The following is a 24576-nucleotide window of genomic DNA, read 5'->3' as shown; positions in this document are numbered from 1 at the left end:
CTCCCCGGCACCCCACCGACGAGCTCACAGGGAGCGGAACTGGCGGGTGGTGGAGATCGCGCCGGAGGTGGTCATGGTGAAGGTCCGCATCGAGTCGGCGAACCTGGACAGGTCCCACTCGGCCGGGCCGTGGTACCAGTACAGGTTGTCGGCCTGCCGGCCGTCGCCGGTGATCGAGGAGACCACGCGGGCCCAGCGGTCGACGCTGTCGAAGATCACGGCGTAGGGCAGGTAGCGGGAGAACAGCTCCACCCGCTGGGCCGTCGGCACGTCGTCGGCGATGTCACCGCCGGACAGGTACTCCTTGAACCCCAGGGTGTGGGCGAGGGCTCCCGCACCCTTGGCGGTCTTGGCCGGCATGTACTGGCCGCCCACCGCCAGGGCGGCACCGGCGATGATCAGGGCCAGGCCGAGCAGTCCGTACGTGGTCAGCCAGGCCAGCGCGAAGGTGGTGAGGACGCCGAGCACGGTGAGAAGCACGCCGAGGGTCGTCCAGCGGGTGCGGACGGTGTCGGGGCGGCGGGCGAACCAGCCCTGCTTGACCACGTCGCGGTAGAGCGCCTCGCGGACCTTGCCGAGCTTGGCGCCGAACGACCCCTGGAGTTCGGAGAGCAGCACCGTGTCGCGACCGTCGAAGATGGCGTCGTAGAGCTCCAGTTCGTAGGCCATCAGCGCGGAGAGCTGGGCGGTGGGCAGCCTTACGAGCCTCCAGTCGGGTGTCTCGTACGTCTGCCGGGGCTGCTCGTCGATCCTGAGGTAGCCCCGGACGGCCAGGTCGACGATCGTGGCGGTCACGTCGATCACGTCGGCCTGCTCGTCCATGAGGGTGCCGATCTGACCGGGGCGGACGCCGTCCGGCGGGGCGAAGTGACCGTTCTCGACACCGCTGAGCGAACCCGACTCATGGCCGACCACGCGGGCGTCCCGGCCTCGCGTCCAGTAGAGGAGGGCGAGGCCGCCGAGCATCAGGAGGAGCAGGACGGCCAGCGCGCCGCCGGTCACGGTGTTGAGGGTGAAGGCATTGGACAGCTCGAAGCGGCGCGCCAGGATCGGCGCGCCCTTGGTGGCGGCGGCGGGGTAGCCGATGACCACGGTGAGCACCTCGCCGGCGTCCAGGCCCTGCTGCCCGAACTCGGCGGCGATGCCCGTGTGGTCCATGGATGCCTCGGTGCAGGCGATCGCCGAGGTCAGGGGGCCGGCGAAGCACGACAGGTGCTGCAGCGCGGCCGGGCCGCTCACGGTGACCCTGGCCTGCTCGACCGGGACGGACCAGCCGCCCACGGCGTACCAGCGCAGTTCCTGGGCGTCGGTGAGCGGAGTGATGGTGCCCCTGACGTCGTACTCCAGGACGGCGCTGCCGGTGCCCTTCAGGGTGATGGTGCCGTCGGTCAGGGTGGCGTCGCCCTTCAGGTCGGTGACCTGGTAGAGCCGGTCGCTGCGACTGTCGTAGCGGGTCCGGTCGACGAGGTCGCGCGACGGCGCGTCGCCTTCGAAGGTGACCTCTTCCTTGACATGGAGCACCCCGTCCTGCCGGAGCTCCATCCGCACCGTCGTGCTCGTCACCTTGCCGTCCTGCGCGGCCTGGGGGGACGCGGAAACAGCCGCGAGGGCAGGGGAGACGCCGACCAGCAGCGCGAGGATGGCCGTCGCGGCCAGGCTTCCGGCTGCTCGGTGCAAGAAAGATGCCGCCATGGGTGGGGAGCCTATCGAGAAGCACCGAGCCGTGATGATCGGCCCCGTCTCCATTTCTTCGCACCCGTAAACCCATATGTGTATGTATCCGCTAGATTGCCGCCCGGAGATCCACTCTTGGGAGAGGCGGTCGCATGCGCCCACGGAGGTCGAACCCACTGGCCTTTGGCGTCCTGGGCATTCTCGCCCTGGCGTTCGCCGGGGTCGTGGTGATCGCCGGCCTGGCCGGTGGCGAGGAGGCCGAGAGTCCGGCCGGTCCCGGGACCGGCCCGGTGGCGACCGGGAAGGCCGTCCCCACCCAGACCGGCGAGGTCGAGATCACCCCGCCGGCCTTCACCCCGCCGCGGAAGCTGAACCTCGGCTCGCTGGGTGACACCGGGATCGTGCCGGCCGCCGCGGAGCGGAGCATGGCCGTCGACCTCCGCCACATGCGCCGTTCCGACACCGCGGCCCGGCTCAAGCGCAACCCGCTGTACGGCACCGGCCTGATGCGCCCCACCTCCTGCCGTGCTCCTCGGCCCTCGACCCACCCCGGTGACATGCTCGCCTATCTCAATGCCGTCACCGGTTGCCTGGACCGGGCGTGGAGCGCGAAGTTCTCCCAGGCCGGAGCGGTCTTCCTGGAGCCGAGCAAGGTCTACTGGTCCCGTGCGGGACGCGGGCCCTGCGGGGTCTATCCCAACCCCGACGCCTCCGCCTACTACTGCCCGGCCAACCGGGGCATGTACATCGGCCTGAGCCATGTGATCCAGCAGAGCGGTCAGGTCGACCCCGCCCGGAACCACGTGCCCTACCTGACCGTGCTCGCCCACGAGTACGCCCACCACGTACAGTCCATGGCGGGCATCGGCGGGGCCTGGTGGTGGGAGGTCTCCACCAGGTCCCGTGAGGCGCAGGACGCGCACTCCCGGCGCCACGAGCTCCAGGCGCAGTGTCTCGCCGGGGCCTTCGTCCGGACCGTGCGGGTCCCGCTGGGTGTCACCGGCGCCCGCTGGCAGCAGGTGCTGCGGACGGAGTACGGGCGCGGCGACGACCAGAACGGCGCCCCCCGGCGCGACCACGGCACCGGCGAACACTACGCCGCCTGGCTCCACCAGGGCTGGAAGTACGCCCGGACCGGCTACTGCAACACCTGGGTCGTCCCTCCCTCCCAGGTCGGCTGACCCGCTCCCGCCGAACGGGCAGGCCGCTCGGAGAGGCCTGCGGACCCTGTGATGCCGCAGGGTCCGGCTTTTCCGCTTTCCGAGTCCGGCTACCGGCGGACATCTACAATCATGTCGGCAGTCCGACGTCCCCCGAGGTGGCATGCGCACGCCCGCACGTAGACGACCGTGGGCGTTCGCGGTCGCGTTTGTCATAGCGATTTCCTGTCTTATTTCGGGATGTGTCCCTGAGAGCGGCACGGCCGTACCGGTGACACTGGGTGCCGAACTCCCCGCCTCGGCCACCCCGTCACCCCCGAGCCGGGCACCGCTCGTCATGATCATCGGTGACAGTTTCACGGTCGGGTCGGGGCCGGTACAGGGCTGGGACGGCTACGCGGCACAGGTCGCTCGGCAGCTGGGCTGGCAGCTGATCACCGCGGGCGCCGCGGGAACGGGCTTCGTCAATCCGGGCAGGGTGGACCGGACCTTCCAGCAGTCCTTCGTCAAGGAGCTTTCCTGGCGTCCGGAGCCCGACCTGCTGATCATCTCCGGCGGGCGTAACGACCGCCGGATCGGGGCCGCCAGGATCGAGGGAGCGGCGGTCCGCCTGCTGGAGCTGGTCAGGCGGTGGTGGCCGCACACCAGGATCGTGCTGGTCGGCCCGATCTGGATGACGAGGGCTCCCCGATGGGCCTACCGGGTGAGGGAGGCCGTCTCGACCGCGGCCGACCGGCTGGAAGTGCCCTTCCTCGACCCGTTCGAACCGCTCGGCCCGTACGGCCGGGGCTGGGGCAGGGGGGCGGTGCTGCCCGACGGGGTCCATCCCACCCTCGTGGGCCATCTGCGCCTCTCCCGCTGGATGGTCACCAGGCTGCACGAGTACGGCATCGAGGCCCGTCCCCTCTGACCCGCACCGCCCTCTGTCCTGACCGGCGGTACGAAAAGCGGTCCGTTCGTTCACGGCCGTGGGACCGGGAGTCACGGGTTCGGCGGCTCACCTGGTCCTGGTGGATTGCGGCCCCTCAGGGTGCATAAAGGATATTTCATCCCAAAGCGACTCATAATAGTTTAATGTCCGCCATAAGTAGACAAGAATAGCGTAAAAGCCTTGAATCATTGTTTGTGGGCAGACATGGCAGGAAACTATGACAATCAGTGATGGCTCACATCTGGCCATCTCAGGCGATTTTCGGCCGATCTACGAAATGCCGGAAATTGGGGTAACTGAACCTTTCGAGGGGAAACACAATGCCCAAGTCCAAGAGTGTTATCGCAGGGCTCGCGATCAGTGCGGCACTGACCGGTGGGGCTGTCGGTATGGGGGCGGCGACCACCGCCACGAGCGCCGGCGCGACCACCACCACGGTCACCGCCGCGGCCTTCCCGACCTGGGGCGGTGGCTGCGGGCGCGGCTGCGGCTGCGGCGGCGGCTGTGGCGGCTGGGGCGGCTGGGGACGCGGCCACCGCAACCACAGCCGCGTCAGGGTGATCATCAACAACCACAACAACAACGTCAACCGGCTGAACAACAGGAGCGGTGGTTCCGGCTTCCGCGGCTTCGACGACGAGGACTAGGCCTTCCGGTCGTCCAGCCGTGGTCGCGCTCTGATCGGGGCGCGATGCGGGGCCGAGGTATCCGGGATGTCGAAGACATCCGGGATGTGAGGTCACTCGCGGCCGGATCCGCGATTTCGTACGGCTCCGGAAGCGTTGCCAGGAGATGGGGATCCCGTATTCACCGGGACCGTGTTTTTCCACAGAGAAACGCCGCCCCGAACTGAGGGCACGGAAATCCGGGAGAGATCTCTTCGGGGTCCTGACTCTCAATACAGTGCGAGTTGTTGTTTCTCACAGGATTACCGGCGGCGGCACCGTGGTTTTCGAACCGCGGTGTCGCCGCCTCGCGCTGTCCGGCTTCCGTCGCGTCACCGGCTAGGAGATGGTGGGGGTGGGTGGGGTGCCGCTTCCGTTCCAGCTGCCGATGAAGCCGAAGGTGGTGGATCCGCCGGCGGGGATGGAGCCGTTCCAGGCGGCGTTGGTGAAGGTGAAGTGAGAACGGTCTTCCAGCCGGTGACGGCGGCGGGGCAGCTCACGGTGACCTCGCCCTGGAAGCCGCCCTGCCAGGAGTTGACCGTCTTGTAGGTGGAGGCGCAGGGGCCGCCGGGCTGCCCGGCGAGGGTGGTGAAGGTCACCGCCGCGGAGGCGGCCGAGGTGTTCCCCGCCGCGTCACGGGCGACGACGGTGACGCTGTAGGCGGTCTGCGGGCTGAGGCCGGTCAGCGTGACGGAGTTGGTGGTCGACGAGCCGAGCCTGGTGCTTCCCTGGTAGACGTCGTAGCCGGTCACCGCGCGGTTGTCGGTGGAGGCGGTCCAGTTGAGGGTCGCTCCCGAGGAGGTGACGGCCGAGGCGGTCGGGGTTCCCGGCCTGGTCGGGGCCTCGGTGTCCGGGGTGGTGGTGCCACCGGCCAGCGCGTCGTGCACCGCCGTGTAGGCGGGCTTCTTGGCGTAGTTCGCGTCGTAGATCAGGGCTGCGCCTTCGCTGGGGAAGGTGTCAGGGACCCAGGAGTACTTGTCGGTGAAGCCCCAGAGCGTGATGCCCGCGCACTGGGTCACCGCCAGGCAGGCGTTGATGACGTCACGGTAGTAGGTGGCCTGTTGGGCGTCCTTGGCCGCGTCGCGGGGCATCTGGATCCGGATGTCGATCTCGGTGAACCTGACCTGGACGCCGAGGTCGGCGAAGCGCTGGAGGTTCTGCTGGACCTGGCCGGGGAAGCCGTACTGGGTGGCCAGGTGCCCCTGGAACCCGACGCAGTCGACCGGCACGTTCTGCGCCCGCAGTGTCCGCACCAGGTTGTACATCGCGGTGCTCTTGGCGTTGACGCCCTCGACGTTGTAGTCGTTGATGCAGAGCCTGGCGTCGGGGTCGGCGGCTCGGGCGGCCCGGAAGGCATCGGCGATGTAGGTGTCGCCGAGCTTCTGGTACCAGAACGAGTTGCGCAGGTTGCCGTTGTCGTCGAAGACCTCGTTCACGACGTCCCAGGAGACGACCGTGGGGTTGGCGGCGTAGCGGCCGACGACCTTGGCGATGTGGTTCTGCATCGCGGAGCGCATGTCGGTGGCGTTGAGGTTCTGCACCCAGTTCGGCGTCTGGCTGTGCCAGACCAGCGTGTGCCCGTGCACCTGCTGGTTGTTCTGGGTGGCGAAACTGACGACGGCGTCCGCCCCGGTCCAGTTGAACTGGTTCTGGCTGGGTTCGGTGGTGTCCCACTTCATGACGTTCTCGGCGGTGATCTGGTTGAACTCGGTCGCCGCGATGTTGCGGTAGGAGGTCTCGTTCGCCAGCGGGGAGGTGGCGACCGCGGCGCCGATGAACTTGCCGCGCGCGGCGGCGTGTTCGCGCAGGGAGGCGGAGGCATGGGCCGGGGTGGCGGGCAGGATGGCGACGGCTGCCGTGACGAGCGGGAGCAGGGCGATCGCCCCTGCCGAGATCGCTTTGCGGAGGCTGGACATGGGGGGTCCTCTCTGAGGGTGATGGAAGATCCGGCCTAATGGTTAGAAAATTTGCGATAAACTACCGAAACTTTCGGAAACCGGCCGGGGGGAGGGGGCGCGGCGGGTGAGCCGTGCCCCCTTGCCCGGCCGCACCGGGTCCTCGTGCGGGAGGGGCGCTCGCGCGGGAGAACTCCGGGTGAGAACGGTCTTCCAGCCGGTGACGGCGGCGGGGCAGCTCACGGTGACCTCGCCCTGGAAGCCGCCCTGCCAGGAGTTGACCGTCTTGTAGGTGGAGGTGCAGCCGCTCGGCGGGGCCGAGGTGGTGGTGAAGGTGGCGGTGCTGGAAGCGGGGGAGGTGTTGCCGGCCGCGTCCCTGGCCACCACGTGGACGGTGTAGGAGGTCTGCGCGCTGAGCCCGGTCAGGGTGATCGAGTTCGTCGCCGCGGAGCCGAGCCTGGTGGTGCCCTGGTAGACGTCGTAGCCGGTGACGGCGCGGTTGTCCGTCGAGGCGGTCCAGGTCAGCGTGGCGCCACTCCCGGTGATCGCGGAGGCGGCGGGCGTGCCGGGCTTGGTCGGCGCCTCGGTGTCGGGGGTGGTGCTCCCGCCGTAGATCTTGGCCTCGACGGAGGTCTGCGCGATGCCGTTCGCGCCGTTGAAGAGCCGCTGGCCCCAGCTGGTGAGGCTGGCGGCGTTGAAGTTGGTCACCTGGTCGAGGTACTCGACGCCGCCGCCGTTGCCGCTCCACGACCAGCCGAGATAGCCGATGCCCCTGGCCTGGGCCTGGGCCATGATCGTGTCCTCGTCGGGGTTGCCGTCCGAGTGGTCGAAGCCGAACTCGCCGACGACCAGGGGCAGTCCGGCGGTCTGGAAGCTCTGCATGTAGCCGGTGACCTCGGCGGCCGTGTCGAACACGCCGTACATGTGGATGGAGAACACGGTGTTGCGCTGCGAGTCGGCGGCGAAGACGGTGGCCGCGTTGTCGCGCATGGTGAAGCCCCAGTCCTGGCCCCAGTTGGGCGCGTCGACCATGATCAGGTGCTGGAAGCCGTTGCTCCGCAGCCGGGAGATCGCGGACGAGGTGGCCTGGGTCCAGCCGGGGGTGGTCGCGTTGTTGCCGAAGGGCTCGTTGCCGATGTTGAGGACCACGTAGTCCTCCTGGCCGACGATCGCGCTCTTGACGCTGATCCAGTAGTCCACGGCCTGGTCGAGGGTGTAGGCGCCGCTCTGCTCGCCGTACCCGGTGGTGTCGTGGTTCTCCAGCACGCAGATGAGCTTGTTCTGCTTGCAGAGCGAGACCACGTTCGTCACGTCGGAGACGCCGTTGGCGGTCCACCGGCCGCCGCTGAGCACCACCCGGACCGTGTTCGCGCCGAGTGACTTGATACCCGCGAACGAGGCGGTCTGGGACGGGTACCAGGTGTGCGCGTGGCTGGTGCCCCGCATGACGAACGTGTTGCCGTTCGACTCAACGATCTTCGTGCCGCTCACCCGGAGACCGACGGCGGCGTGGGCGGGTGGGATCGAGACGAAGAACGAGAGAAGGAGCGCCGCGAGCAGCGCCAGGCTTCTGAAACGCATGACCTACCTCGGTTGGGGAGTGCCCGGCCGGGCGGAGGGGTCGTCGCGCCCGGCCGGGGCAGGGGGGCGCCGGCCGGGTGGACCGGGGCGCCTGGACATGGAGGGACGAGAGGAGTCAGCTCGCGGTACAGGCCACCGGAGTGGGGATGGCATTGACGCCGCTCTGGCTCGCGGTGAAGCCGAAGGACGCCGACGCGTTCGGGGCGAGGTTGCCGTTCCAGGCCACGTTCCTGACCGACACGTCCGCCCCGGTCTGGATGAGCGTGCCGTTCCAGAGCTGGCTGATCGTCTGGCCGTTGGGGAACTTCCAGGTCACGGTCCATCCGGTGATCGCCGAGGTGCCCTCGTTCTTGACGGTGACCTCACCCTGGAAGGCGCCCTGCCAGCTGTTGCCCACCGTGTAGGTGGCGGTGCAGCCGCCCGCCGGGGCCTGGGTGGTGGTGAACGCGGTGCTCTCGGACGCCTCGGAGGAGTTGCCCGCCGCGTCCCTGGCCACCACGGACACGGTGTACGCCGTCGCCGGGGTCAGGCCGGTGAGGGTGTACGAGGCGGCCGTGGAGGTGGCGACCTTCGTCGTGCCCCGATAGACGTCGTAGCCGCTGACGCCCACGTTGTCCGTCGACGCGGTCCAGGTCAGTGTGGCGCCGCTACCGGTGATCGCGGAGACGACGGGCTTGCCGGGCCGGGACGGGGCGACGAGGTCCTCCTGCGGCGGCGGCTCGTCACCGGGGGGAGTGCCCCAGATCTTCGTGGTGCCGGAGTAGAGCGTCATGTTCTGCACCCGGACCGGGGTCGCGCCGGGGGTGGTGGCGACGCCCACGTACGACCAGTCGTTGGACGGGTCCCACGTGCCGGTGCTCGCGAGGCGGAACTGCACCTCGCGCCGGTGCTGTGACTGGCCGGCGGGGGAGATGGAGGTGCCGGAGCAGTCGATGGTGACGTAGTAGGTCTTACCGGACAGCAAGGTCGGCCCGGTCGGGGCCTTGCACTGGTTGTAGGCCGACGACACGGTGACCTGGTTCGCGGTCGTGGTGCCGTCCAGGGTGAAGTAGTAGCGGAACGAGCCGTTGGTCAGCGGACGCGCGGGCCAGGCCGACTGGTTCCTGACGATGGCCTTGATCTCGGTGAACGTCGAGCCGGCGGCGTTCACCCCGGCCTCGGTGAAGATCTCCGGCCCGTCCGGGGTCTCGGCGACCGGGAAGTTCGCGGCGGGGGCTCCGCCGTACTCCCGGTAGAGCCGGGCCAGGGCACTGGTGAAGCCGGCGTTGTAGTCGGTGGCGACCTCGTTCATCACGTAGTCGTCGCGCTTGTCGGTGTAGGCGTCGTTGGGGTCGGGCGGACCGCCGACGAGGGCGCCGTACAGGGTGTGCCGGGTCTCGACCGGGTTGGTCATCTGGTCGGTCCACGAGCCGTGCGCGGTGCGGTGGTGCGGGTTCTTCGGCGGGTTCGCGCCGAACCCGATCACGTACGAGGAGTTGCGCGGGTTGTCGCCGAGCGCGTAGTTGATCTGCCTGACCGCGAAGTCGTGATATCTCGCCTTACGCGTCGTGTCGGAGATCGAGTCCGAATGGACCAGGGCCGCGAACGAGGTGTTGGCCGCGTAACGCAGCGATCCCCACCGGTCGAGCACCGCCTGGCCGCCCGGTGAGTACTTCACCCGCTGGCCGTCGACCCCGACGGTCCAGTAGTCGAGCCAGCGGTTGGCGTCGTCGAGGTACCTCTGCTTGCCGGTCAGCTTGCTCAGCAGCACGTAGCTGCCGTACGACTTGTCGTCCCAGGCGATCGTCCACTTGTAGGACTTCGTGGTGGACTGCGGCTCGGTGCCGAGGTTGTCGTAGTACGACTCCGCCTTGGCCAGGTAGGAGGCGTCCTGGGTGGCCCGGTGCAGCCAGATCGCACCCCAGACCAGCTCGTCGTTGTAGCCGCTCCACGACTGGTAGTAGCCCGACGCGTCGGTGATGCAGTCGCTGTACTTCTTCCGCACGGTGTCGGCGAAGGTGTAGAGCTGCTTGGCGTGCGTCACCAACGTGTCAGCATAAGTCGGATTTGTCGGACGGAAAACGATGGACGACGCAGCCATCGCCGCCGCCGTCTCCCCAGCCAGGTCCGCTCCGCCGCAGGAGGCGTCGATCTTGTAGGCGGGCCGCTCCATCTGCATCGCCTCGGCGGGACCCCACCAGGCGTGGTCCTTGCCGCCGTTGCCGACCTGCCCGTACAGCACGTTCGCCGAGGGGTGGGCCTTGATGAAGTAGTCGTTGACGAACTTGAGGTTGTTCAGCAGGTGGGTGAGCTGCCCTGAGGAGACGTACGCGTCGCGGTACTCCACCGCGCCCCAGGCCAGCATCGTCGCGCTGGCCGCCATCGGCAGGCCGAACTTGACGTGGTCGCCCGCGTCGTACCAGCCGCCCGTCAGGTCGAGCCCGACGTCCTGGCCGTCGGTGAGCCCGGAGTCGCCGCGCCAGCTGACGCGGTTCCAGCTCGGCAGCTTCCCCGACTGCTGGGCCTCGTAGAACCAGATGGACTTCTGCAGTGCCTCGCCGTAGGCGAAGGCGGGCGCCGCCGCCTGGGCGGCGGCCGGCACCGGCACCGCCGCCAGTGCCAGCAGCGCGAGCGCCGCCAGGGTTTTCTTCATTGGGGTTGCCTCTCGGAGGTGGTGCTCGGGGCGTGACAGCAGGTCAGGGGTGCCGTCACGCCCCGAGGTCTCGGGGGAGGTGGATCCCGGTCCGGCTCAGACGAGAGCCGGACCGAGGATCGGGGAAGGTGCCGGATCAGGGGAAAAGCCGGCCGTACTCGGCCAGGGCGACGGCGACGTCCACCTGTGCCCAGAACCGGTGGTAGTTGAAGGACGGGGCGGGCCCGGTGCCCTTCAGGAAGGCGTCCACCTTCGGCCAGTCCGGGTCGTTCTTGTAGAAGGACCGGATGGACAGGAAGGTCGAGCTGGAGTTGATCACGTCGCCGTTGGGCATCTTGCCGCTCCAGCCCGCGGGGACGTAGACCGGGTCGTTGAGGCGCCGGTAGTCGGCCTTGGTCTCGGGGACCGAGACACCCTTGGCGTCCTGGTTGTTCTTCCACATGCCGTCGAGCAGGCCCTTGGCGACGTTCTTGGCGGTGGCGTTGCCGGACTTGGCCGCGTAGTACATCAGCACCTTGGCGTAGGAACCCGCCACGCCCACGTCCGTCGTGTAGTCCCTGATGCTCACGTGCAACTCGCTGTTGCCGCCGGGGTTGTTCGCGTTCCAGGTGTCGGGCTGGCCGGTCCACACCAACGTCGAGGGGATCTGGTAGGTCCCGTCGGTGTTGACGGTGGTGTTGTCGGTGGCCCACTTGACCCACTTGTCGAGGATCAGCTTGGCGTCGGCGTTGCCGGTCGCGTAGTAGAGCTCCGCGACCCGCTCCATCGTCCACGCCTGGAAGCCGAACCACTGGTTGGACGGCGGGTCGTGGTAGACCGGCTGCCAGTCGTAGGCCATGCCGTAGAAGGTGGGCAGTGTCGACGGCGGAGCCGCGTAGTGACCCTGCCAGCTGTTGGTGGCGCCACCGGCGATCGCGCCCTCGCTCGACTGGAGCCAGCGGTAGAACTCAAGCTGCCGCTTGGCGCTGGTGGTCCAGTCCGCGACGGCGGTCGTGCCCTTGGGCTTGAGCACGTCCACGCTGGACAGCGCCCAGGCGGCCATCGGGTTCTGGTAGCCGGAGTGGTTGTGGCTGGAGCCGATCCGCCAGGCCCAGCCGGCGGAGCTGTCGTTGGCGCCGCCCCAGGCGTAGTACCAGCTCAGCAGGTAGGAGGCACTGTCCTTGCCGGTGCCCGCCGCACACCCGGTGCTGGTGCAGCCCTGCTTCTTGAAGTACTTGTCGTACATCGCGTAGCGCAGGTAGTCACCCATCTTCGCGGCCTTGGCGACGGTGGCCGAGACCTGCGACGCCTTGTTCTGCTCGGTGGCCCAGGTGTGCGCCCAGTAGGCCACCTGGACGGCGCGGGCGTCCGCGTCGGGGGCGTTGGTGTACTTCCACTGCTTGGCGTAGCTGCTGTCCCCGGTGAACAGGTCCAGGAAGCCGTTCGGGCCGCCGTGCTTGAAGGTGTCGCAGGACGGCTGCGGAATCGTCTCGAAGACCGACTCCTCGGGACCGCGCTGGTAGGTGTTGATGTAGGCGGGCCTGGTGGTGCCGTCCCCGCAGCGGCCGAAGCCGTAGGTGTTGTCCACGTCCAGCAGCCAGTGCATGCCGTAGACGTCGCTGGTGCCGTAGGCGGTCTTCAGTTCGTTCGCGATCGGGTCGACGCCGACGCTCACGCCGTTGTCCAGCTTGGACGGGTACTGCTTGATGTCGTCCCACTCGCCGGCGTACGTGGCGGGCTTGGACGGGTTGTAGAAGGAGTTGGTCGGCTGGTCGGCGGTGGCCGGGATGATGTACTTCTCCATCGAGGCCCAGGCGGCGTTGAACCTGGTCCAGTCGCCGGTCACCTTGCCGTAGGCCGCCTCCAGCCACAGGTAGTAGCTGTAGGCCTCGGAGGTGGTCTCGTGCCCGTGGTCCGGCGCCTCGACCATGAAGGTCTCGACGGAGTGGTAGGGCACCCCCTCCGGCGAGAAGTAGCCGTTCGCCGGGTCCTTGAGCTTGTTGTACATCGCGGTGAAGCGCTTGATGTACTCGTTGTCGCCGCCGGTGACGTCGTTGTCCACCTCGGTGGCGGTCACCTTGGCCGAGGTGTGGCCGGAGGCGGTCGAGGTGAACTCCGCGCTGCCGGAGGTCTGGTCGGTGTCCTCGGCGGCGGCGATCCGCACCGTCTGGGCCGTGTTCCAGTTGGCGGTGGTGAAGGTCAGCGACGCGCCCAAGGAGACGGTCAGGTCGGTGTCACCGCTCGTCCTGGCGGTCGTCACGGTGACGTTCGAGGTCGGGGCCTTGGAGAGCTTGACCGAGAAGTCGGCGGTGCCGCCCTCGGGGACGGCGATCGTGGACGGGGTGGCGAGCACCGCGGCGGCGGAGTCGGCGGTGACGGTGATCCCCACGGGGGTGGAGGTGGTGACCGCCCCCGCGTTGTCGGTCGCCCTCGCGGTGAGCGAGTAGCTTCCGGCGGCGACGTTCGTCCAGTTGGTTCTTGGCGGTGACGGCCTGGCCGCTCTGCGCCCAGGTGGCGCTCCAGCCCTGGGTGACCTTCTGGGTGGTCGTCGGGAAGCTGAACCCGAGGGTCCAACCGGTCAGCGGGTCACCGAGGTTCTTGACGGTCACGTTCGCGGTGAAGCCGCCCTGCCAGTCGTTGGTCGTGTAGGTCACGTCGCAGGCGACTGCGGCGAGCGCGGGCGAGGCTGCCAGCGCGGTGGTCGTCCCGGCCGCCAGGCTGAGCAGCGCCAGCGCGGCGACTCGTCTCCGGAAGCGTGGGAGCGCTCCCGCTTTGATGGGATATCGATGCATGAAGTGAGCCTCCGGGGGTGAGATCAGCACGAATTTGCTGGTAGTGGCCTCGCGCAGGATCAAGCAAGGGAGAGAGGGGGTGGGAGCGCTCCCATAAGGGATTCTGGGGACAGTCCCGGGGATGTCAATGGCATGTGTTCTCGGTTACGTCGATGTTTCGCGGGTCATGCCGCCTGGCTGCTACGATCCGCGCCACTTTTTTCGCAGATCGTGAAAGTTTCAGACCTCCCGATCTTGAGGGTCGAGCGCTTGCTTGCGAGGCCGGGTCCGGCCCCGGGGGCCGCCGAACACCGGAGCTCGTGCCCAGGGCCCGGGGAGACGCACGCGAGGGCGTGCCGCTCGGCGGCACGCCCTCGACGGTGCCGACGGGCGGGCACCCGTCGGGGAGATGTCGATCAGGAACAGGTGATGTTGGACGGGCCGGGGGTGGCGGGCCCGGTGGCGGTGAACCCGACGACGACGGACTGGCCCGCCCCGAGGGTGGCCGCGTAGCTCGGGGCCTTCGCGGTGAAGGTGGTCCCGCTCTGGGTGACCGTGGCGTTCCAGCCGCTGCCGAGCGTCACCCCGGACGGCATGGTCCAGCTCGCCGACCAGTTGTTCCAGGTCGACGTCCCGGTGTTCTTCACGGTCAGCTCCGCCTGGAAGCCGCCCGACCAGGAGTTCGTGATCGCGTACGTCGTCCCGCAGGTGGTGGCCGTCGGCGTGGGCGTGGGCGTGGAGGTGCCACCGCCGCCGACCGGCGGGATCAGGTACGGCTGGAGGATGTCTTGCTTGTCCTGGTTGATCGAGGTCCAGTCGTCCTTGGCGATGCCGCCGGTGTCACCGGAGTTGGGATTCCACGACCAGTAGGTGAAGGACATCCCGTTCACCCCGGTGCCGGTGTATTTCATTAGTTCCTGGAGCCAGACCTTGTCCACGGCCGCCTGGAGCGTGGTGCCGAACTCGCCCATCATGATCGGAGCGATGTTCTGTTTGTAGAGATAGCCCCAGTACCTGTCCCAGATCGCGGGCATGTTCGCCGGATAGTTCGGCGCGTCGAACCAGGCCTGGTGGTAGACCGAGGTGGCGTATTCGTGGGGCGAGTAGACCAGCCGGTTCGCCACGTTCAGCCGCACGGGGAACTCCCCGGCCTTGGACAGGTTGCCGCCCCACCAGCCGCAGTCCTCGTCGTTGCTGGGGTCGTTGTCCCAGACGTTCGACAGGCCACCGCTCGGGCAGCTCACCCCCTCGACGAAGATCAGCCAGTTGGGGTTGACCGACAGCACCGCGTTGCCCGCCCGCTCGGCGGCCAGTCGCCAGTCGCGCGCGGTGTCGCCGCACCCCCAGCACGCCCCGGTGGCCGCCGGATTGGTGCCCTCGGCGTGCGGTTCGTTGTGCAGGTCGGCGCCGATGACCGTGGTGTTGCCCGCGTACCGCTGGGCGAGGGCCTTCCAGTCGTTGATCCAGGTGCTCTCCGGCGTCGAGGCGACGTACCACAGGGCCGACTGCCCGGCGGCGGTCGGCCGGTGCCGGTCGAGGATGATCCGCATCCCCTTGCTTCCCGCATAGGCGATGACCTTGTCGAGGATCTGCAGCGGTGTGTTGCCGACCAGATCGGGGTTGACGAAGTCGTTGATGCCGCTGGCGACCGCGCCGGACTTGAGCGCGTCGTTGGAGAAGGGCACACGCAGGGTGTTGTAGCCGAGCGAGGCCATCTTGTCGATCTGGCCCTTCCACGGGTTGCTCGACCACAGCCCGTGGAAGGTCTTGTTATCGGTCTCCATGCCGAACCAGTTGATACCGGTCAGCCGGACCGTCGCACCCGTGCTGTCGACGATCTTGTTACCGGAGGTGCGCAGGTAGCCGGTACCGGTTCCGCCCGCGGCACCCGCGGGGGAGGAGCCGAGCGCGACCGCCAGCGCCGAGGTGACCACGAGCGCCGCGAGCGCCGCCGGCCACCTGCGAACACGCAGGACTTTCATCAAGGACCCTTCGGGGACGGGATCTGTACGCGGGGAGAGGGCCCCGCGATCGAAAGGTGCGGCCGGTCGCGCTCGTCATGGTTCGGCGCCCACCCCGCTCCCGTCAACCGTGTGCGGGACCGTTCCCGCCTCTCACGGGTGCCCACGACCCCTCCCAGCTCGCTCTGTACGGTTCCCGTCCCGCCGATCACCAGGTGAAAGTTTCACCTGTCGCGCCACCCGCCGGTCCGCCCACCGGTGGCGGGGTACCGCCGCGGCAGGTCGGCGCGACGGGCTCAACCGGTCAGGGCGACCGACACCAGCTGCAGCTGGGCCTCCAGCGCGCGGCGGAAATCGTCGGGCAGGGAGCCCTCCCGGTTCCGGTCGGCGATCTTTCCCCAGATCGAGGTGAGGTCGCCGGAGTCCCGGACACTGTTGGCCAGCACCTGCCGCAGGTCCAGGGCCACGTCCGGGCGGATCCTGCCCTCGTCCTCCCCCTTCGCCAGCAGGGCGTTGAAGCTCCGCAGGCTCTGGTTGAGGTTCGGGACGGAGGAGCGGACAGCCTCCGTCCAGGGCGTCTGCTCCGCCTCCCGCCCGCCCCCCTTGCTGATGGCGGGAGTGGAGGGGGAGGAGCTGGGGCTCGGAGTCGTGCCCGGTTCGGGGAACGCGGTGGCGGGGTCGAGGGCGGCGGCCGGGAGCGTTCCGCGCCCCTGAGGGTCGGCCACCTGGCCGTCGGGGTAGCCGGTGAGCTGGCTCCACACCAGACCTCCCACCAGCAGTGTCGTCGCCGTCGCGGCGGCCATGCTCCAGCGCGTCAGGGTGCCCCTTCCGGTCGAACGAGGCGGAACCAGGGCTTCTGCCAGGCCGTCGGCCACCTCCTGGGCCTTCGGCCGGACCTCGGGCCGATGTGACAGGCAGACCTGACAGAGCGCGCTGATCTGTACGGGCATCCCCGGCACGTCCGCCGTCGGCGGGGGTCCCTCCCGCCGGACGTTCTCGATCTCCTCCCAGGTGCGTTCCGGATACGGGGGGTTGCCGGTGAGCATCTCGAACAGCAGCACGCCCAGCGCGTAGACGTCGCTCGCCGGGTCCGCGACGGTGCCGGTCAGCCGCTCGGGCGCCACGTAGGGAGGCGTGCCGTAGTCGGAGGCCCGGTCGTCGCCGTCCTCTCCGATGAACGCCGCGATGCCGAAGTCGAGCAACTTGGCGCCGGTGGAGGTCAGCAGCACGTTGTCGGCGGTGACGTCCCGGTGGACGATGCCCCGCTCGTGGGCGGCGGCCAGCACGGTGGCCAGCCTGGCGGCGATCAGTGCCGCCTCCGCCCACGGCAGTGGGCCCTCGATGATCCGGTCGGAGAGCGGTTGCCCCTCCAGCAGACGCATCACCACGTAGGCGGCCAGCCGGCCGTGCGAGGTCACGGTCTCCCCGTAGTCGTAGACCTCGATCGCGTCGGGGTGGATGAGGCGCGCGGTGGCGCGCGCCTCCCTGCGGATGAGCTCGCGTTCCCCGTGGTCGACGCCGAGCTCGCCGTCCAGCAGCTTGACCGCGACCATCCGCTGCAGCGACTGGTCGAAGGCGCGCCAGATGACGCTCATGCCGCCCCAGGCGATCCGTTCCAGCAGCAGGTACCTGCGGGTGAGCACGTCTCCCGCACGGAGTCCGACGGGGTCAGGCGGACTCACGGACCACCAGCTCAGTGGGGAGTACGGGGTTGTCACGGGATGCGCCCGCCGAGCCCATCGAGAGCAGCAGCAGCCTGATGGCCAGCGCGGCGAACTCCTCCACCGGCTGACGGACCGTGGTGAGCGTGGGGGAGGTCCGCCGGGCGGCGGGGGCGTCGTCGAAGCCGATGACCGCCACGTCCTCAGGCACCCGGCGGCCGGCCCGGCGCAGGGTCTGCAACGCGGCCGCGGCCATCACGTCGGAGGCCGCGAAGACCGCGTCGACGTGCGGCATCCGGCGTAACAACCACTGCATGCCGTGCACCCCCGACGCGTGGCTGAAGTCGCCGTACGCGACCGGCACGCCGGTCATCCCGGCCAGGGCGAGAGTCTGCAGGAATCCGTCGAGCCGGTCGCGGGCGGCCGGCAGGGCGGGCGGCCCCGCGATGACGCCGATGGACCGCCGGCCGGCGAGCAGCAGGTGCTCCGCCGCCTGCCTGCCGCCGTCGCGGTTGTCCATGTCGACATGGGGGAGGTCGATGCCGTCCGGGGGACGGCCCGCGCTGCGTACCGGGATGCCCGAGGCGGCCAGGGTCACCACGAGCGGGTGCCTGTCGCGCGCGCCGATCAGCAGCACGCCGTCGATGCCTCCGGCGACGAGCGGGGGCGTGGCGATGGTGGAGGTGGCCGCGGTGGCGGTCATCACGGCCAGGGGAACGCCGTGCCCGGTGAGGACCTCCTCGGCAGCGGTGATCATTCTCGCGTAGAACGGCTCGGTGAACAGTCGGTGCGCGGGTTCGCAGACCACTATGGCCACGACCTGGTCGGATCGGCGGCCGGAGCCGCCACGGGGAGCGCGATGCCTGACGTAACCGAGACGCGAGATTGCGTCATGCACCTGCCTACGAGTCGATGTGCTGACTCTGACTGAACCGGTGAGTACCCGGGACGCTGTGGCGGGGGAGACCCCTGCCTCTGCGGCGACCTGGGCAAGTGTGGGTAGATCCGTCATAACTTCCTCCACACCAAGATTCCGCACAGGTGGGAGCGCTCCCAGTGAACCTAGCATTGTTTCGGAAGTGTCAAAAGATGTTTCCGAAAAATCACCATGTGTATGTCAAATTTCCCTGACAGCCCAGTCAGAGGCAAGTATCGCCATGATTACGGAGTCGTACCATTCACCGTTCATGCGCAGTGCGTCACGGCATACCCCCTCCTGGGTGAAGCCGATCTTGCGGTAGACGTGAGCGGCCCGCTCGTTGAACGCGTACACCTCCAGGCTCACCCGGTGCAGCGGCGTGGAGGCGAAGGCGTGGTCGAGGGTCAGCCGGATCGCCTCGGTGCCGTACCCCCTGCCGTAGGCGTGCGGGCCGATCAGCGCGATGCGCAGGTTGCAGGAGAGGTTGTCGGCGTCGAGCTGGTTGAGCACGATCTCGCCCACGTAGGCGTCGTCGGTGGCGGTGCAGATCGCCAGATCCAGCCGGTCGTCGTGGTTACCCCGCGAGCCGTACCAGCTCTTGAGCGACTGGAACTCCGGCTTGCCGTGCGAGCCGGTCAGCCGGACGGTCTCGGGGTCGTTGACCAGCTCCCAGAGACCGTCCACATGCTCGGGGCCGACAGGCCGGAGCGTCACGTGCTCTCCGGAGAGCGTGGGTTTGTGCGCGAACATCATTGGGTGTGTCTATCGGCCGAAACCCCCGCAGGGCAATCGCGTCGTCCTCAGCCGGGGGGAGAGGGCCTCACCAGGGTCCGTACGGCCCCTGGTTGCCGCCCTTGCCGATCTCCCGCACGGCGGGCCGCACGTCGGCGAGGTAGATGCCCGAGGCGATGACGGACGCGATCGTGAAGATGCTCAGCGTGTTGAGATAGCCCACCGCGGCGGCGAAGCCGAACAGCGCCGCCAGCCCCAGGATGACCAGCCACAGGTTCTTGCTCTGCTTTCCGGTGACCGCGAACGCCCGCGCGGGGGTCTTCACCGCGTGGATGAGCGCCCAGCCCGACAGTGCGAACACCCCGACGGCCAGGATCCAGAAGACCAGGTCCAGGGCACCGTGGATTTGGATCATCGTCTCTCCAGAACGCTCGCCTCACCGGTTTCCCTCAGCCTAATGCCGAAAGTCCCCTTCGCGGCGTCATCGGCCCGCAGATGCCCGAACCGGCCGGGGAACGGCTCTCGAACGCCGCAGGACCCGTTCCGGCGGTGCCGGAACGGGTCCTGGAGCCGGTTGTCCTGTCCGGCCGCGACCTCGCCTGGCGAGCCCTCGACGGGCTCAGGCCTTGGAGGTGCCGGACTTCGAGGTGCGAGTGCCCTTCTTCTGGGCCGTGGGCCGGGCGGCCTCGGAGAGATCCTCCAGCTCCAGGGCGGCGTCGCCGCTCGTCTTGGAGACGACCTTGCGGCCGCGGTTGGCGAACTCCTCGTAGAGCTCGGTGGCCCTGCCCGCGAAGTGGTCGGCGTAGTCGCGCGCCTTCACGGGGAAGTCCTTGGCGTAGCCCTCGGCCTTGCCGGCGAGCACCCTGGCCTTCTCCGGGAGGTCCTTCGCGGCCTCGCGGATCTCCTCGCGGCGGCTCTGCAGCTTCTGGATCCGCTCCGGAAGCTCCATGAGCTTCTCGACGGCGAAGTCGCCGGCTCCGGCGACGGCGTAGAACGGCTTGGATTCGGCGAGCTTCTTGACTTCGGTGGTGATGGGCATGGGTTAACCTTCCTTGGTTTCCTTTGTGATGTGGCCGTTGCTCGGGGGCGCCGCGTAGGGTTTCAACGCGGTGAGATATTCCCCGGGCAGCGGTACCTCGTCGTCAGGCGAGGAGCCCGGGTCACCCTGCCGGGGCTCCGGTGCGGGATGCGCTTTCTGGGAGGTCTGCGCATCCTCGTCCGGAGCCTCAGCCCGGTTCTCCTTGCGAAACGACTCATAGATGTCGATCAGCACCTGGCGCTGGCGCTCGGTGATGAGATGGTCGGCTCTGATCGCGGTCAGCACGTCGCTGTCCGGCTCGCGCTCCTCGATGAGACCGGCCTGGACATAGAGCGCCTGCGACGAGATGTGCAGGCCCTTGGCGATCTGGTTCAGTATCTCGGCGCTGGGCTTGCGCAGCCCGCGCTCGATCTGGCTCAGATAGGGGTTGGAGACCCCCGCCGCCGCGGCGAGCTGACGCAGGGAGATCTTCGCGTGCGTGCGCTGCTCGCGGATGTACTCACCGATCGAGCCGACCTTGGGTAGTGCCATGCCTTGAGTCTGCCGCACCGTGCTTGCAATTGCAAACGCCATGGCTAACATTTGCAAGCGCTTTGGAGTGAAGTTGTCTAAGGATCGGCCGGTACGTCGGCCGAGGTGGGGTCAGTGCGGGATCAGCCAGAGCAGCGGAGCCGAGGTCGTCAGGGTGATGGAGAAGGCGACGATGGCGTAGCGGACCCCGAGCGGCAGGATCGGCCCCGGTGTCACCAGGCGCTCGACCCTGGCCATCACGGCGGCGGACGACGAGGTCACGGCGCCCAGCGCGCCGTGCGGCGCGGGCACGGCGCCCGCCGTGCCGAAGCGCAGCAGGGCGGTCGCCAGGCGGCGTGCGGAGCAGTAGCGGCGGGCGACGTCGTCGGCGGCCATCTCCACCAGCAGGCTGACCTCGCTCTGCGCGTCCTTGACCACGCGTGACCAGGGCAGGGCCCTGCGCAGCGCGGCGAAGGGCAGCAGCACCAGGTCGTGTCGCTCGCGCACATGGGCGGTCTCGTGGGCGAGCACCGCGGTCAGCTCGTCGGCGGAGAGCAGCTTCAGCGCACCCTCGCTGACCACCACCTGGGAGCGGAGGCCGGGCACGCAGTAGGCGGTGGCGCCCGGGTGGTCGAGCACCCGTACGCCGGGGACCACCGGGTCCTCCCTGGCGATCAGGGCGAGCAGGGTGCGGTGGCGGTGCCGGGCGCGGAACGTCTGCACGCCCGCGGCGAGGAGCACCATGATCAGTACGGCGAGCGCCGTCAGCCCGGCGATGAGCGCGACGATCCTCGGCAGGTCGTACGGCCGGGGCAACCCCTGGCCGCCGCCGAACGCGGAGGCGGCGAAGCCGGCCAGGCCGTGCAGCACCCCCTGGCCGTAGGGCTCCAGCGCGTAGCCGAGCAGAGCGCCCGTCCCGGCCAGCCCCCAGGTGACCCCCAGCGCCTGCCACAGCACGATGGCCACGTGCGGGGCGCGGTAGGTCCACCGCGCCCTGGTGAGCCGCCAGGCGCCGACCGCGCAGGCCAGGGCGAGCGTCGCCAGGGCTGCCGCGGTCATTTACTCGTCCTCCAGCTCCTCCTCAAGGCCGGTCAGGGCCCTGCGCAGGATGTCGGCTTCGGTGCCGGTGACGGCCTGGGCGAACCGGGTGAGGGCCGCCGACCGGTCACCGGTCAGATCCAGCGCCTCCAGCATAAGCTCCGCGACGTAGGCGTCGCGGCTCTCCGCGGGTGCGTACCGCCACGCGCGCCCGTCGCGGGTGCGGACCAGGAAGCCTTTGCGGGTGAGCCGGTCGAGCACGGTCATCACGGTGGTCGGCGCCAGGTCGCGGTCGGATATCAGGCGCCCGACCTCCCGTGCCGTCACGGGGGATGATTGTGCCCAGATGATGTCCATGATGCTGCGTTCAAGCTCGCCGAGACCCTTCACACCGTCAAGACTAACCCCCGCACCACGAGGGGTAGTACTACGGGTTGTCGAGTGATGCATTTCACGGCGGAGCCGCTCGTCTCGCGCTCTTCGCCCGGGGCGCGGCAGAGGCCGGCCGGGGTCATCTCGGGGCGACCGCGGCCCAGGGGAGGGTGATCTCACCGAGCCGCCAGCGCGACCGGCCGCCGAGCGGGGGGTGCTCGGCCAGCGGCCAGGTCCCGGCGAGCGTCTCCGCGGAGGCGATCCAGCGCTGGCGGGAACCGTAGGAGCCGAAGGGCGCGTTGACCGCCCAGGCGTGGTCGAGGTCACGCAGGAAGGCGTGGACGGGCTCACCGGGGACGTTGCGGTGGATGAGCGTCTTGGGCAGCCGGTCGGCCAGATCCGAGGGGCGTTCGAAGGAGTCGAAGCGGGCCGAGAGGGTCAGTGTCCGGGGACCCGAGCGATCGAGTCCGACCCAGACCGCGCGGTGGCCCACCTCCGAGCAGGTGCCCTCGACGATCACCCCGTCCGGCGCGAGCCGCTCGCGGAGCATCGCCCAGTACTCCCACGCCTGCGCCTCGCCGTACTGCCGCAGCACGTTGAACGCCCTGACCAGCAGGGGCGGCCGGTCCACCGGCAACTCGAAGCCGCCGAGCGCGAAGGACAGCCCCGGACGCTCGTGGGGTCTGGCCGCCGCGACCCTGGCCGGGTCGATCTCGACGCCGACGACCTCGACCGAGGGACAGATCCGGCGCAGCCGCAGGAACATCTCCAGGGTCGTGGTGTGCGAGGCCCCGTAGCCGAGGTCGACCACCAGCGGGCGGTCGGCGGCGCGCAGCAGGCGGCCGTGTGCGGCGATGACCCACCGGTCGGCCCGCCGCAGGCGGTTGTGACCGGTGGTCCCCCTGGTGATCTCCCCTATCGGCTTGGACATGGTTCAGATGCGGTGGAGCTTGTGCTGGGCGGCCTGGGCCCGGGGGCGCATGACGAGGCGGTCGATGTTCACGTGGGCCGGTCGGGTCACGCACCAGGCGATGGCGTCGGCCACGTCGTGGGCGGTGAGCGGGCCGGGCACGCCCTGGTAGACCTCGTCGGCGGCGGCGGAGTCGCCACGGAAGCGGTTCAACGAGAACTCCTCGGTATGGACCAGCCCGGGGGCGACCTCGACGACCCTGACCGGCCGGCCGACCAGCTCCAGCCTGAGCACCTCGGTCATCGAGGTCTGCGCGTGCTTGGCCGCGTTGTAGCCGCCGCCGCCCTCGTACGAGACGAGTCCGGCCACCGAGGTCAGCATCAGCAGCACACCGTCGCCGGACTCGATCAGCCGGGGCAGCAGTGCCTGGGTGACGCGGAGCGTGCCGAGCACGTTGACGTCGTACATCCGCTGCCAGTCCGCGACATCCCCGCTCGCCACGGGCTCCAGGCCGATCGCGCCACCGGCGTTGTTGATCAGCACGTCACAGCGGTCGAGCGAGGAGGCCAGCTCGTCCACCGACTCCTGCGACGTCACGTCCAGGGTGACCGCGCGGATGCCGGGCACCTCGGCGGCCAGCGCCTCCAGCCGCTCCCGGCGCCGTGCCGCGGCCACCACGTCGAAGCCCTCCGCTGCCAGCCTGCGGGCCGTCGCCTCGCCGATCCCACTGCTGGCCCCTGTCACCACAGCTGTCCTCTTCATGACCCTCCATCCTGCCAGGAACACCTCGCGCGGACCCTTCTGAGGTGATGTGTCGGGAATGTTGCGGATTATCAGATGGTTGAGCCCACTCGGAGGTGGTGTCGGTGAGGCGACGGCGGGTCAACCGAGTCGCGACGATCAGCATGCACACGTCCCCCCTGGACCAGCCGGGGACCGGGGACGCGGGCGGTATGAACGTCTATATCGTCGAGGTGGCCAAACGCCTGGCCGAACTCGGGGTGGAGGTGGAGATCTTCACCCGGCAGACATCCCGGGACCTGCCACCGGTCGCGGAGATCGTTCCGGGCGTCTCGGTCCGCCACATCACCGCCGGACCGTACGAGGAGCTCGACAAGGGTGACCTGCCAGGCCAGCTCTGCGCCTTCCTGTCGGGCGTGCTGCGTGCCGAGGCCATGTACGAGCCGGGCCGCTACGACGTCATCCACTCCCACTACTGGCTCTCCGGCCAGGTGGGCTGGCTGGCCAAGGAGCGCTGGGGCCTGCCGCTGGTGCACACCATGCACACCATGGCCAAGGTGAAGAACCTCCTGCTGGCCGAGGACGACAAGCCCGAGCCGACGGCCCGGGTACTAGGCGAGCAGCAGGTCGTGGACGTCGCCGACCGCCTGGTGGCCAACACCCCCGCCGAGGCCAGTGATCTCGTCGAGCTGTACGGGGCGGCCCCCGCCCGGGTCGAGGTGGTCAACCCCGGCGTGAGCCTCAGGGTCTTCCAGCCCGCCTCCAAAGGCGCGGCCCGGCACCGGCTCGGGCTGCCGCAGGATGCCCACGTGCTGCTCTTCGTGGGCCGCGTGCAGCCGCTGAAGGCTCCGGACGTGCTGCTGCGCGCCGCAGCCAGGATGCTCCTCGAAGATCCCTCGCTCAGGTCGAGGCTGGTCGTCGTCTGCGTCGGCGGCCCCAGCGGCAACGGCCTGGCCAGGCCCTCGTACCTCACCGACGTGGCCGCCTCGCTGGGGATCTCCGACGTGGTCAGGATCGTTCCACCGGCGCCCCAGCACGAACTGGCCGACTGGTACCGCGCGGCCGATGTGACGGTCGTCCCCTCGCACAACGAGTCGTTCGGCCTGGTGGCCCTGGAGTCCCAGGCATGCGGCACCCCCGTCGTCGCCGCGTCCGTGGGCGGGCTGCGCACCGCCGTACGCGACGGGGTCTCCGGGGTGCTCGTCGAGGGGCACGACCCCCACGACTGGGCACGGGTGCTCGGCCGGTTCGTGTACGCCCCCGACTGGCGGGAGGCATTGTCCGCGGCCGCGGTGGCCCACGCGGCGGCCTTCGGCTGGTCGGCCACCGCGGCCAGGCTGGCCGATGTCTACGCCGGGGCGATGGCGAACCTGCACCGGGTCCCCATCGCGGTCAATTCATGAGA

General features: G+C 69.2%; 21 protein-coding genes. 4 read left to right on the top strand and 17 right to left on the bottom strand.

Going from position 1 to position 24576, the window contains the following annotated elements; all coding sequences use genetic code 11:
* Nucleotides 1–24 precede the first annotated feature (24 nt).
* Nucleotides 25–1692: a DUF2207 domain-containing protein gene (locus IG98_RS0138920; protein ID WP_063766363.1), complete on the bottom strand. Its 1668-nt coding sequence runs from the start codon at nucleotides 1690–1692 to the stop codon at nucleotides 25–27.
* 134 nt (nucleotides 1693–1826) lie between these two features.
* Here IG98_RS0138920 and IG98_RS0138915 point away from each other — a divergent pair, with 134 nt between their 5' ends.
* The 3 genes from IG98_RS0138915 to IG98_RS0138905 all read left to right on the top strand — a co-directional run bounded on the left by IG98_RS0138915 (nucleotide 1827) and on the right by IG98_RS0138905 (nucleotide 4412).
* Complete coding sequence (locus IG98_RS0138915; protein WP_051753499.1) at nucleotides 1827–2855, top strand: neutral zinc metallopeptidase; 1029 nt, start codon at nucleotides 1827–1829, stop codon at nucleotides 2853–2855.
* 250 nt (nucleotides 2856–3105) lie between these two features.
* A complete protein-coding gene (locus tag IG98_RS0138910) occupies nucleotides 3106–3744 on the top strand; it encodes an SGNH/GDSL hydrolase family protein (protein WP_051753498.1) in 639 nt (212 codons plus the stop codon).
* Between the two features lie 341 nt (nucleotides 3745–4085).
* Nucleotides 4086–4412, top strand: coding sequence for a hypothetical protein (locus tag IG98_RS0138905; RefSeq protein ID WP_157594776.1), 327 nt, complete (start codon nucleotides 4086–4088; stop codon nucleotides 4410–4412).
* 350 nt (nucleotides 4413–4762) lie between these two features.
* Here IG98_RS0138905 and IG98_RS45880 read toward each other — a convergent pair whose 3' ends face one another.
* The 16 genes from IG98_RS45880 to IG98_RS0138830 form a co-directional block, all read right to left on the bottom strand.
* On the bottom strand, nucleotides 4763–6346 hold the full coding sequence (locus tag IG98_RS45880; RefSeq protein ID WP_051753497.1) for an endo-1,4-beta-xylanase: 1584 nt from the start codon (nucleotides 6344–6346) through the stop codon (nucleotides 4763–4765).
* 42 nt (nucleotides 6347–6388) lie between these two features.
* Nucleotides 6389–7906, bottom strand: coding sequence for a cellulase family glycosylhydrolase (locus tag IG98_RS0138895; RefSeq protein ID WP_084195979.1), 1518 nt, complete (start codon nucleotides 7904–7906; stop codon nucleotides 6389–6391).
* A gap of 115 nt (nucleotides 7907–8021) precedes the next feature.
* Entirely contained in the window at nucleotides 8022–10538 is a 2517-nt protein-coding gene (locus tag IG98_RS0138890; RefSeq protein WP_051753496.1) for a glycoside hydrolase family 9 protein, read from the bottom strand.
* Nucleotides 10539–10674: 136 nt separating this feature from the next.
* The gene (locus IG98_RS45875) at nucleotides 10675–12681 is read right to left on the bottom strand and encodes a glycoside hydrolase family 48 protein (protein ID WP_342666883.1); all 2007 of its coding nucleotides are present in this window, start codon (nucleotides 12679–12681) and stop codon (nucleotides 10675–10677) included.
* A gap of 70 nt (nucleotides 12682–12751) precedes the next feature.
* The gene (locus tag IG98_RS54685; RefSeq protein WP_342666882.1) at nucleotides 12752–13309 is read right to left on the bottom strand and encodes a cellulose binding domain-containing protein; all 558 of its coding nucleotides are present in this window, start codon (nucleotides 13307–13309) and stop codon (nucleotides 12752–12754) included.
* A gap of 395 nt (nucleotides 13310–13704) precedes the next feature.
* A complete protein-coding gene (locus tag IG98_RS0138880; RefSeq protein ID WP_051753495.1) occupies nucleotides 13705–15270 on the bottom strand; it encodes a cellulase family glycosylhydrolase in 1566 nt (521 codons plus the stop codon).
* A gap of 275 nt (nucleotides 15271–15545) precedes the next feature.
* Nucleotides 15546–16931, bottom strand: coding sequence for a serine/threonine-protein kinase (locus IG98_RS0138875; protein ID WP_063766362.1), 1386 nt, complete (start codon nucleotides 16929–16931; stop codon nucleotides 15546–15548).
* Nucleotides 16918–17922, bottom strand: coding sequence for a LacI family DNA-binding transcriptional regulator (locus IG98_RS0138870; RefSeq protein WP_030924448.1), 1005 nt, complete (start codon nucleotides 17920–17922; stop codon nucleotides 16918–16920). Before IG98_RS0138870 ends, IG98_RS0138875 begins: the two co-directional genes overlap by 14 nt.
* Nucleotides 17923–18027: 105 nt before the next feature.
* Nucleotides 18028–18582, bottom strand: coding sequence for a GNAT family N-acetyltransferase (locus tag IG98_RS0138865; RefSeq protein ID WP_030924445.1), 555 nt, complete (start codon nucleotides 18580–18582; stop codon nucleotides 18028–18030).
* Between the two features lie 67 nt (nucleotides 18583–18649).
* Nucleotides 18650–18976 (bottom strand): DUF2516 family protein, encoded by a 327-nt coding sequence (locus IG98_RS0138860; RefSeq protein WP_030924443.1) that lies wholly within the window; start codon nucleotides 18974–18976, stop codon nucleotides 18650–18652.
* A gap of 204 nt (nucleotides 18977–19180) precedes the next feature.
* Nucleotides 19181–19600: a hypothetical protein gene (locus tag IG98_RS51430; RefSeq protein ID WP_030924441.1), complete on the bottom strand. Its 420-nt coding sequence runs from the start codon at nucleotides 19598–19600 to the stop codon at nucleotides 19181–19183.
* 3 nt (nucleotides 19601–19603) lie between these two features.
* Complete coding sequence (locus IG98_RS0138850) at nucleotides 19604–20131, bottom strand: helix-turn-helix domain-containing protein (protein ID WP_030924438.1); 528 nt, start codon at nucleotides 20129–20131, stop codon at nucleotides 19604–19606.
* A 111-nt stretch (nucleotides 20132–20242) separates the two neighbouring features.
* Nucleotides 20243–21169, bottom strand: a complete 927-nt coding sequence (locus IG98_RS0138845; protein ID WP_030924435.1) for a M56 family metallopeptidase — start codon at nucleotides 21167–21169, stop codon at nucleotides 20243–20245.
* On the bottom strand, nucleotides 21170–21538 hold the full coding sequence (locus tag IG98_RS0138840; protein ID WP_084195977.1) for a BlaI/MecI/CopY family transcriptional regulator: 369 nt from the start codon (nucleotides 21536–21538) through the stop codon (nucleotides 21170–21172).
* Nucleotides 21539–21659: 121 nt separating this feature from the next.
* Nucleotides 21660–22451, bottom strand: a complete 792-nt coding sequence (locus tag IG98_RS0138835; RefSeq protein ID WP_030924430.1) for a class I SAM-dependent methyltransferase — start codon at nucleotides 22449–22451, stop codon at nucleotides 21660–21662.
* 3 nt (nucleotides 22452–22454) lie between these two features.
* Entirely contained in the window at nucleotides 22455–23192 is a 738-nt protein-coding gene (locus tag IG98_RS0138830; RefSeq protein ID WP_030924427.1) for an SDR family oxidoreductase, read from the bottom strand.
* A gap of 98 nt (nucleotides 23193–23290) precedes the next feature.
* Between IG98_RS0138830 and mshA the strand changes: the two genes are divergently transcribed.
* Nucleotides 23291–24574, top strand: a complete 1284-nt coding sequence (gene mshA / locus IG98_RS0138825) for a D-inositol-3-phosphate glycosyltransferase (protein WP_030924425.1) — start codon at nucleotides 23291–23293, stop codon at nucleotides 24572–24574.
* Nucleotides 24575–24576: the final 2 nt, after the last annotated feature.

The sequence above is a fragment of the Streptosporangium amethystogenes genome (genome assembly GCF_000721075.1).
Lineage (GTDB): Bacteria > Actinomycetota > Actinomycetes > Streptosporangiales > Streptosporangiaceae > Streptosporangium > Streptosporangium amethystogenes.
This window is presented reverse-complemented; position numbering and strand designations above follow the sequence as displayed.